Annotated in this window: 11 protein-coding genes; 6 read left to right on the top strand and 5 right to left on the bottom strand. The window is 68.6% G+C overall.

Translation table 11 applies throughout. The features are described from left to right. The first annotated feature begins 211 nt into the window (after window positions 1-211). The gene (locus D7X74_RS34710) at window positions 212-952 is read left to right on the top strand and encodes a M90 family metallopeptidase (RefSeq protein WP_120537286.1); all 741 of its coding nucleotides are present in this window, start codon (window positions 212-214) and stop codon (window positions 950-952) included. A gap of 5 nt (window positions 953-957) precedes the next feature. On the opposite strand, the gene D7X74_RS34715 is transcribed toward D7X74_RS34710, so the two are convergent. Then, a complete protein-coding gene (locus D7X74_RS34715) occupies window positions 958-2,457 on the bottom strand; it encodes a hypothetical protein (RefSeq protein WP_120537287.1) in 1,500 nt (499 codons plus the stop codon). 68 nt (window positions 2,458-2,525) lie between these two features. Between D7X74_RS34715 and D7X74_RS34720 the strand changes: the two genes are divergently transcribed. After that, entirely contained in the window at window positions 2,526-3,134 is a 609-nt protein-coding gene (locus tag D7X74_RS34720; protein WP_147444398.1) for a hypothetical protein, read from the top strand. A gap of 69 nt (window positions 3,135-3,203) precedes the next feature. Here the strand turns inward: D7X74_RS34720 and D7X74_RS34725 are convergent, their stop codons facing one another. The 3 genes from D7X74_RS34725 to D7X74_RS34735 form a co-directional block, all read right to left on the bottom strand. Then, on the bottom strand, window positions 3,204-3,770 hold the full coding sequence (locus tag D7X74_RS34725) for a bacterioferritin (protein WP_120537289.1): 567 nt from the start codon (window positions 3,768-3,770) through the stop codon (window positions 3,204-3,206). A 120-nt stretch (window positions 3,771-3,890) separates the two neighbouring features. After that, complete coding sequence (locus D7X74_RS34730; RefSeq protein ID WP_120537290.1) at window positions 3,891-4,634, bottom strand: DUF6600 domain-containing protein; 744 nt, start codon at window positions 4,632-4,634, stop codon at window positions 3,891-3,893. Window positions 4,635-4,804: 170 nt separating this feature from the next. Beyond that, window positions 4,805-6,055, bottom strand: coding sequence for a dipeptidase (locus D7X74_RS34735; RefSeq protein ID WP_120537291.1), 1,251 nt, complete (start codon window positions 6,053-6,055; stop codon window positions 4,805-4,807). 116 nt (window positions 6,056-6,171) lie between these two features. On the opposite strand from D7X74_RS34735, the gene D7X74_RS34740 reads away from it, so the two are divergent. Continuing rightward, entirely contained in the window at window positions 6,172-6,882 is a 711-nt protein-coding gene (locus D7X74_RS34740) for a siderophore-interacting protein (protein WP_120537292.1), read from the top strand. A gap of 10 nt (window positions 6,883-6,892) precedes the next feature. Here D7X74_RS34740 and D7X74_RS34745 read toward each other — a convergent pair whose 3' ends face one another. Continuing rightward, a complete protein-coding gene (locus D7X74_RS34745; RefSeq protein ID WP_120537293.1) occupies window positions 6,893-7,258 on the bottom strand; it encodes a hypothetical protein in 366 nt (121 codons plus the stop codon). Between the two features lie 345 nt (window positions 7,259-7,603). On the opposite strand from D7X74_RS34745, the gene D7X74_RS34750 reads away from it, so the two are divergent. The 3 genes from D7X74_RS34750 to D7X74_RS34760 all read left to right on the top strand — a co-directional run. After that, entirely contained in the window at window positions 7,604-8,278 is a 675-nt protein-coding gene (locus tag D7X74_RS34750) for an Isoquinoline 1-oxidoreductase subunit (RefSeq protein ID WP_120537294.1), read from the top strand. Beyond that, a complete protein-coding gene (locus tag D7X74_RS34755) occupies window positions 8,275-8,736 on the top strand; it encodes a (2Fe-2S)-binding protein (RefSeq protein WP_120537295.1) in 462 nt (153 codons plus the stop codon). The genes D7X74_RS34750 and D7X74_RS34755 overlap by 4 nt, the downstream gene beginning before the upstream one ends. Window positions 8,737-8,747: 11 nt before the next feature. Next, the coding region (locus tag D7X74_RS34760; RefSeq protein ID WP_147446786.1) for a molybdopterin cofactor-binding domain-containing protein at window positions 8,748-9,661 on the top strand (914 nt) is incomplete at its 3' end.

The following is a 9,661-nucleotide window of genomic DNA, read 5'->3' on the forward strand; positions in this document are numbered from 1 at the left end:
AAGAGACAGCGTGGGCTCCTGGCGGGGAGGGACGGGGGGCGGCGTGGTGCGGTGGAAGATGCGGATCATGGCGTGGCCTCCTGGATGGAACTTTCAACCGGGATTCACGCGGCAGCCGCCTGCCCTTGAATTAAGCCGAGTTAAATCCAAGGGCGACGATCCGCGCCCCGCGGTGCTCACGGCATACCGCGCGGGTAGACTCGCGCTCCTCATGACGCTTCCCCATTCCGGCCTCTTCCGCACCCTCCGCCGACGCCGCTGGCTGCGTCGGCCCTTTCCTCCCGAGTGGTCCGGCCCCCTGGAGCGTCACGTCCCCTTCGCCCAGGTGCTCGCGCCCGAGCTGCGCCAGCGATTCCTGGACCTGCTCAAGCTCTTCATCTGGGAGAAGGAGTTCATCGGGGCAGGGGGCTTCACGATCACCGACGAGGTCCGGGTCGTGGTGTCCGCCACCGCCGTGCGCCTGGTGCTCCACCTGGACCTCGCCTATTACGATCGCTTGAGGGAGATCATCGTCTACCCAGACGCCTTCCGGCTTCCGGACCGCACCGGCGTGGTGCTGGGCGAGGCGAAGAACTGGGGCAGCGTCATCCTGTCGTGGCAGTCTGTGCTGGCGGGACTGCGCGACCCGAGTGACGGCCACTCCACGGCCACGCATGAGTTCGCCCATGTCCTGGACCGGGAGGACGGAAGCTTCGACGGAACCCCTCAACTGCGCCGCTACTCGCACTACGCGGCCTGGGCCTCGGTGATGGGCGAGCACTACCTCAAGCTGCGCGAGGGCCGTCGTCCGGAGCGAGCGGTGCTGGACGACTATGGCGGGCTCAACGAGGCCGAGTTCTTCGCCGTGGCCACCGAGTCCTTCTTCGAGAAGCCACGTCAGATGAAGGAGCAGACGCCGGACCTCTACGAGGAGCTCATGCGCTTCTACGGGTGGGATCCGGCGCGCGGGTGAGCGGCTCAGGGCTTCGCCGGATGCTCCTTCAGGTAGCGCAGGAACAACTCCGGTTGCAGCCAGACCGTCATCCGGCCCCCATGGGGCGGAGCGAAGATCGGTCCGGAATCCACCCAGTCCCCTCCCGACCGCAATCGGATGCCGAGGTTGTGCACCAGCTCCTTGGATGAGAGCGTGAAGGGAAGGACTCCCCTCTGGACCACGACCGGGTCGTTGGCGCCGCGGGGAAAGGTGACGAGCTCTGCCTCCACTCCGGTGGGGGCCGCGATGCGAAAGACAGTCTCATCCCCGGAACGAGGCTCCTGGCGGACCTGGAAGCCGTCCCGGCTGTTGAGGAGCGCGAACCATTCGTCCCGCCTGTAGTCATCCGGCCTGGGACCCACCGTCATCCAGAACAAGCGCCATGCGGGCCTGACACGGTTCCAGTACTGCTGCGCGTCCGTGGCGCCCCATCCGCCAGCGAACCGAAGACTGTTGGTGAGGTCCCCCGACTGCATATCGAAGGTCCTCATCTCGTCATTCGCCGCCGCTGCCCGCACGGCGCCAAACCACTCGATGATTCCATCCTCGATGCGGAGCACGGCGGCGTCGTTCTCATGGACTTCCCGCCAGGATCCATTGAGTCTCTGTGCCACCAGGAATGCGCGCTTGGAGACGGAAACCTTTGACCGATGCGATCCCAGGTTCGCGCCTGAGGTGAACATCGAGTCCGCGTAGCGCGCTTCCAGTTCAACCTCTCCGGGATCGCGCCGGAGCCGCTCGAGCGCCGCCGGGCTCGGGCGAAGCCCCAGCGCCGCAGCGAGCACGATTCCCTGGAGGCGGACGGTGGCGGAGGGCGAGGCCAGCAACCGCTCGAGGCCGGGGAGCGCCAATCCGCCGAGCGTTCCCAGCTTGTCTCTCAGCTCCTGGAGCTTCCGTCCCTGGATGAGCAGCTTCGAGTCGGGGTGCGGTCCGACGCCGCAGAGCATCACCGGGAGTTCCTCGACGAGCTCGTGTGCGGCGGGCTCCGTCTCCCAGAAAGCCACGAGTCCCTGGCCTCGGGCCACGGCCTTCGCGCTCAGCGCGCTCAGCTCCGGATGGTCGCCGAGCAGGTCGGGGTGGATCCTGCGCCTCGTCAGGATCTGGATGAACTCGAGCAGTCCCGACCGTGCCTCGTCATCGCGGGCACGGGTGGCCAGAGCCTCGAGCCTGGGCAGCAGCGACGCGCCCAGGGGAAGCAGCCGCACCTGCGCCTCGGCACGCTGGGCGGGGTCTCCCACGATGAGCCAGTCAAGCAGCTCCTCCTCGCTCTGCGCCCCGGTGTCGGGCCGCAGCTGTTCCCGATCCATCCAGGACCAGGGGGGCCCGGAAGCCGAGCCGCCCGCGCGTCCGTCCAGCTTCTGCACGATAGGCGGTGGCCGCGCCGCGTAGACCCCCGTCGCGCCCCGGGAGGGGACGCCCGTTGCACACGCGGCGGTGGCGAAAGCCAACATGTAGATGAATACCCGTGGCGCGACGTGACGCATGGGTCGTCTACCTCCAGGCTGGGACTCTAATTCGACTTCGAAGGGGACCGCATGGTGCAATGACGCCCATGCCCAGAGTGTTTCTCTACAATCCCTTCAAGAGCGACTGCATCGAAGATCTCATCGACAGGTGGGTGAAAGCAGAGGAGGCGCGGGGTTGGACCAAGGAGCTGGTGCGGGTGCGGCACGGTCCGGACAAGCCGCTCGACGACCTGGAACCCGGCGACACGCTCTACATCATTGGCCACGGCGACGTGACGCCGAACCGCATGGTCGACCGGGCCACCACGGAAGGTGGCACCCCGGAGATCCTCCAGCCGCACGAGCTGGCCGCGCGGTTGTTCGCGGACGGGCTGACTGACAAGGCCATCACCATCAAGATCTACAGTTGTCTGGCGGCCCGGGGCATCCTGGACAGCTTCGCCACGAACGCCGCGATCCAGATCAAGCTCAAATGTGGAAGCAAGGGCGGGATGTCGTGCAAGTTCGACATCTATGGCTATGACGAGATCGTCTCCATCCTGGTCCTGAATCCCCAGACGGGGGAGTACGGCAAGTTCGTCGGTCAGCTGAAGCAGGACGTCACCGGCGTGAGCGAGGACACCATCGAACTCACCACCGTGAAGGCGAGCTCCTCCCGGAGGCTGCTCGTCAAGAAGGGCTTCGGCTTCATGTAGCGACTGCTGAGCCGCGGCCCGGCGGGTCCATTCAGGGCCTGCCCGAGAGACCCACCGGGCCGGGGCGGCTCAATTCTCCAGCATGGGTTTGCCCTGATGGGCCATCAGCAGGGCATGCATGTCGTTGGCGTGCTCCTCCTCCTTGGTGAGGATGTCCTCCAGGAGCTGCCCGGTGGTGGGGTCGTGGTCCGCGAAGTAGCGGATCATGTCGCGGTAGGTCTCGATGGTGATGCGCTCCGCCATCAGGTTCTCGCGGATCATGTCCACCAGGTTCTGGCCCTCGACGTACTGGCTGGCGCTGCGGGACAGCAGCCCTTCGGGGTTGAAGTCCGGCCGGCCACCCAGCGTGTTGATGCGCTCGGCGAGCCTGAGCGCATGGTCCTGCTCCTCGCGCGCGTGCCGGCCGAACTCCTGCTTCACCGCCTCGCTATGGATGCCCACCGCGGAGATGTAGTGGTTCGTGTAGCGCAGAACACAGACAATCTCGGTCGCGAGCGCGTCGTTGAGCAGCTTGAGCGTCGTCTCGACGGTGCCCGGGTCGTTCCCCGTGACGGCGCCTTCCTCCAGATGCTCGCGGGCGCGGCGGCGGAGCTCCTGGATGTCGGTGACGAACGGCGGCGGCTGTGCTTCGGCCATGAGGGTGCCTCCCGGCGGATGCGTGTCGGGAAGCTGGGGTGGGGAGGCGCGGGAGGCCACCCCACCTGCCCTGGAGAGTGAAGGGCGAGCCAAGGGGCGGACGCTCATCGCCGTCACCGTCTAGAAGTCGGTTCCCGATGCGGCGCGGGGCGGGTGGCCCGTGGGGGGCGTCATGGGCTCCGCGAGCGGGATGGGCTGTCGGGTGACGCGAGCGACCTCGGCGGAGGTAGGGCCCGGGTTCCAGAAATCGCCGAGGCTGGAGACGACGTGTTCACCCACCGGCTGCGTTTGACGCAGCAACGCGGGTGCGCGCTCGGGCGGTACGCGGAAGCGCCCCACCTCCGGGCGCAGGAAGTCGCTCATGCTCACGAAGTTCCAGGCCAACCCGATGCTCAGCCCCGGAGGCGGTTGGGGCTGCCAGCCAATGGAGCTCTCGTCCCACCGCCAGTCCACCCAGGCCGGGGCCCATTCACTGTCGGGCCACCACACCCAGCCCACCGAGGGCTTGTTGAGCCATCGGCCGTAATGGAAGGGGGCCCAGCCCCAATTCCAGTCGGACTCGAAGGTCCAACCCCAATCACTGGACACCCAGCGGCCCCCGGTGGCGTAGGGCGCGAAGTCCGCGCCCACGACCTTGGCGTCGGGGTGCCACACCCAGCCGACCTCCGGCAGGTTCATCCACGTGCCGTAGGGAGCGAGCACGTCCCGGAACTGCGTGATGGCGCTGCCCTCCGTCACGGCGCTCGACGTCACCTGCGGCCCGAAGTCCTCGGGACCCATCGCGCAGCCAGCGGCCGCCAGGAGGGTGATGACGCTCGCGCCGCTGGCCCGAAGCCAGCGCCTCCGCGTGTTCCAGGGGCCCATGTCCGCTCTCTTTCGTGGGGGTTCTGTCCTGGAAGATGTGCCTTCTCGTCCAGCGGGGAGGCACGTGCGAGCGGCCCGGCCGTCCACCGGCCTCACCACGCGCGGCCCCGTCCCGCTGCTACCCCGCGAGGAGGCGTCCAGGGGAGCGCTTCAAACCCCCCACGGGGTGTTCACGGCTGCTTCGCGGCGTGGGCCTCCACCTGTCGCCACACGCGGAAGACATTGCCGGAGGCGACCTTCTCGATGTCCTCCTCGCTGTAGCCGCGCTCGAGCAGGACGCGGAAGAGGTTGGGGTACTGCGACACATCCTTGAGCCCGATGGGAAGCGAAGGGCCCACGCCATCGAAGTCGGAGCCGAGTCCCACGTGGTCGATGCCCACCAGCTTCACCACATGGTCGATGTGGTCCGCCACGTCCTCCACCCGGGCCAGGGGGAACGGGTGCTCGCGCTGGTAGGTTTCAATGAAGGTCTGGAGTTCGGGGCTGCCCTTCGTCAGGCCCCGCTGGATCGCGAACGCTTCGAGCTGCGCGCCGAGCTGCTTGCCATAGGCCTGGGCGGCCGGCGTGAGGAACCCGGAGCCAAAGTTGATCATCACCACGCCCCCCTTGGCGGCCAGGGCGCGGATGAGCTCATCGGGGATGTTGCGCGGGAAGCCGGGCGTGAAGTGGCGACACGATGAATGCGAGGCAATCACAGGCAGTTGGCTCAGCTCCACGGCCTGCCGGATGGCGTCATCCGAGAGGTGCGCGACATCCACCATGATGCCCACCCGGTTCATCTCCGCCACCACCTGCCTGCCAAAGGGGCTGAGCCCGTTCCAGGTGCCCTTGCCCTGGCTGGCGGCGGCATCGCTGATCAGATTGTCCTCGGAGTGCGTGAGGGTGATGTAGCGCACGCCGCGCCGTTGGAAGTGACCGATGTTCTCCAGCCGGTCCTCGATGGCGGCGCCATTCTCGATGCCCAGCGCGAAGGAGATCTTGCCCGCCTGGGAGTTGCGCACGGCCTCCTCGAAGGTCGGGGCCATGGCGAACTTCCCGGGCGAAGCGCGGGCGATCTTCTCCATCATGTCGATGAGCGAGTCCGCGAGTTCCCGGGCCCCGCCCTTCTTCTGGTACTCGGCGGGGATGTAGATGGACATGAAGGCCACGTCGAACCCGCCCTCCACCGCGCGGGCGTGGTCGAAGTCGCCCTTGGCGGTGCGAAGGGAGATGTCCTCGGTGGGCGCCCCGTCCGGCCCCAACCCCTCACGCAGGCGGTAGGGCACGTCGATGTGGCCATCGGCGATGACGATGCGCCGGGCGAGCGCGCGGCTGCGCTCGGCGAGGTCCACGGGGGCTGGGGGCGCCTGGACGGCCGTTCCATGAGTGCAGGCCGAAACGGCAAGCAGGGCGAGGCTGAGCAGCGCGGAGGTGGGTCTCATGACGCCTCTTTACCTCTGGATTGCCTGTCCTTCCTCTCCGGTGACACTTCACGCAACTTCACAGGCCAGCGGGGGGGCGGCAGGCGTATGAACCTCTCCACGAAGGGGAGGCACCGATGGCATCCGCGAAGGCAATGCTGGGAAGCGTCCTGGGACGCTTTCTCTTTCACGACTCCCGGGTGACGCAGGTGCGCGACGTGTCGCGCGCCTTCCGCCAGGTGGACTGCGAGGGCGCCGCACTGCGAGGGCAGGGCTGGTCCCCCGGCGACAAGGTGCAGGTGTACCTGCCGGGTCTGGGCATGCGCACGTACACGCCGCTGTCATGGGACGAAGCGCGCGGGGCCACGTCCTTCCTGGTGTACCTGCACGGCGACAGCCCGGGCGCGAAGTGGGGCCGCGACGTGCGCGTCGGGGACGCGCTCCAGTTCTTCGGACCCCGGCGCTCGCTGGTGTTGGACGAGGGCCGCGCCCCGGTGGTGCTCTTCGGTGACGAAACGTCATTCGCGGTGGCGCACGCGTTCCGGACCGCAGCGAAGCGCGACGTGACGCCTGTCTTCGAGGTGACGAACCGCGAGGACTGCGCGCCCGCGCTGCGCGAATTGGGCTTCGAGGGCCAGGAGGTAGAGCGGCAGTCAGGCGACGCGCATCTGACGACGGTGCACGAACGGCTGCGCGAAGCGCTGCGCGCGAAGCCGGACGCGACGCTGGTGATGACGGGACGGGCGCAGTCCATCCAGGCCCTGCGCTCGCGGCTCAAGGCCGACGGCGCGCGCGCCACGCCGAAGGTGAAGGCCTACTGGGCGGTGGGCAAGGTGGGGCTCGACTGAGGTTGGCGCCTCACGCCGGCGCGAAGTGCAGCCCGCGCAGGATGTCCTCATGGCCGCGGCTGATTCCAGCGGGACGGCGCTTGGGCTTCTGTCGCAGGAAGCGCGAGGCGTCCCGACGTCGGTAGCAGGTGAGGAGCCGGTCCTCGTCATTGAGGATGAGGATCCACCCGCGCGCCTGCCGTGCCAGGGATGAATCGCGCAGGCCCCAGGGCAGGTCGCGCTCGTGCACGGTGAGATGGGTGGCGCCGCACGCGCGGGCGGGCGTGCCGAACTCGAGGATGAACGCGACGACCTCCTCACGCAGCCTCCAGCGGGCGCACTGCTCGATGAAGAGGCGGGTGATGGAGAACACGGACGACACGGGGCTCTGGCGCATGGCGGGCAATCTCCTTGCGCTCCTCCCAATACACTTGTCGTTCCAGGCCTCCGCGCACGCGATTCCGGGGACTTGCGCGAAGCCACCACGGCCTCCGAAAGACAATCCGTCAATCCCGCGAACGGCCCCTGTCAGCAAGGCACGCAGGCGCATGCCACCAGGTGAAGGAGAGGACGCCTGCTCGCCGGGAATGCGGACCATCGCGAAGAATTCCTTCACGGCCCTTGCGGCTTTTTGTCAGGCTCTCCGAGGTCGTGAAGGGGCAGCATGACCCTTCCGGTCTCGCGACGACGCGTATGGCGCCGGAACGACCTCTGGCCGAAGGGATTGGGAGGACGGGGCACGATGAGTCTTCGCTCGAAAGCACTGGGAGTCGTCCTGGGTGCGGGTGCGGCCGGGGTGACGCTGGCGCTCGCATTCGGTGTGGGGTGCGGTGGCCGCGCGGTGCAGGGCAGCGCGGTGAAGCTGCCGTCCGTGGAGTCCCAGGCGCTCCGCGCGCCCACGGAGTTCGCCTCCATTGGGGACAAGAAGGAGCGCTCGCGGGCGCTGTTCCTGGAGGCGAGCCGGGTGATGCTGCACCCCCGGTGCGTCAACTGCCATCCGGCGGGGGACAGCCCGACGCAGGGGGATGCCTTCCAACTGCACGACCCTCCGGTGGCGCGAGGCCCTGGCGACCAGGGCGTGCCGGGCCTGGAGTGCACGTCGTGCCACCAGGACCGGAACGCGGAGCTGGCGCGGGTCCCGGGTGCGCCCAAGTGGCACCTGGCGCCCAAGGTGATGGCGTGGCAGGGGCGGACGCCCCAATCCCTGTGCGAGCAGTTGAAGGACCCGGCGCGCAACGGGGGCAAGAGCCTGGCGGAGATCATCGAGCACTCCGCGCATGACGAGCTGGTGGGCTGGGGTTGGAAGCCGGGCGCGGACCGGGTGCCGGCGCCGGGGACGCAGGCGGAGTTCGGGGCCCTGGTGGCCGCGTGGGTAAAGGACGGCGCGGAGTGCCCGCGCGAGGAGAGTCGACCGTGAGCATCCGCCTGCGTGTGAATGGAACCGAGCACGTCCTCGATGTGGACCCGGAGATGCCGCTGCTCTGGGCGCTGCGCGACGTGCTGACGTTGACGGGCACGAAGTACGGCTGCGGGCAGGCGCTCTGTGGCGCGTGCGTGGTGCACATCGACGGGGCGGCGGTGCGCTCGTGCGTGACGCCGGTGCGCCGGGCGGACGGGCGCGAGGTGATGACCATTGAAGGCCTGTCGCCGGATGGCTCGCACCCGCTGCAGAAGGCGTGGGTGGAGCTGGCGGTGCCGCAGTGTGGCTTCTGTCAGGCGGGGCAGATCATGACGGCGGCGGCGCTGCTGGCGAAGAAGCCGAAGCCCACCGACGCGGAGATTGATCAATCGCTGGCGGGCAACCTGTGCCGCTGCGGGACGTACACGCGCATTCGCACCGCCGTGAAGAAGGCGGCCGGGATGCCGACGGAATGAGCGCCTCCACCATGGAAGAAGTCCGCGTCCGGCTGTCGCGCCGTTCGGTGCTCCAGGGACTGGGAATCGTGACCGCGGGGCTGGGCCTGGAGGTGGTGCTGCCCAACCGGGCACACGCCGCCCCCATGCCCACGTCCTATCCGCCGGTGTCCTCGGAGGGCCTGAGGGCGAACGTCTTCGTGCACCTGGCGCCGGACGGACTCGTCACCATCGTGTGTCACCGCTCGGAGATGGGGCAGGGCGTGCGCAGCTCGCTGCCGGTGCTCATCGCGGACGAAATGGGCGCGGACATGGCCCACGTGAAGATCGTCCAGGGCGACGGCGACGAGGCGTACGGAGACCAGAACACGGACGGCTCCAGCAGCGTGCGGAAGATCTTCGACGACCTTCGGTACGCGGGCGCGACGGCGCGCACGATGCTGGTGGCGGTGGCGGCGAAGCGCTGGAAGGTGGCGCCCGAGGCCTGCGACGCGCGCGACCACGCGGTGTTCCTCAAGGGCAGCCAGAAGGTGTTCAAGTTCGGGGAGCTGGCGACCGACGCGGCGAAGCTGAAGGTGCCGGTGAAGAGCGCGGTGACGCTGCGGCCGCGCAGTGAGCTCAAGCACCTGGGCAAGGAGCTGCCGCTGGTGGACGGCCCGGACATCGTGACGGGTCGCGCGGAGTTCGGCGCGGACGTGAAGCTGCCGGGGATGCTCACGGCGGTCATCGCGCGGCCGCCCGCGGCGGGCGGCAAGGTGGCCCGCTACGACGCGACGAAGACGCTGGCGGTGCCGGGCGTGCGCAAGGTGGTGGAGCTGCCGACGGCGCAGAAGCCGTTCCTCTTCCAGCCGCTGGGCGGGCTGGTGGTGGTGGCGGACCACACCTGGGCGGCGATGAAGGGCCGCGCGGTGCTGGACGTGACGTGGGAGGGCGGGGACAACGGGGC

The organism is Corallococcus sp. CA047B, from assembly GCF_003612065.1.
GTDB lineage: Bacteria > Myxococcota > Myxococcia > Myxococcales > Myxococcaceae > Corallococcus > Corallococcus praedator.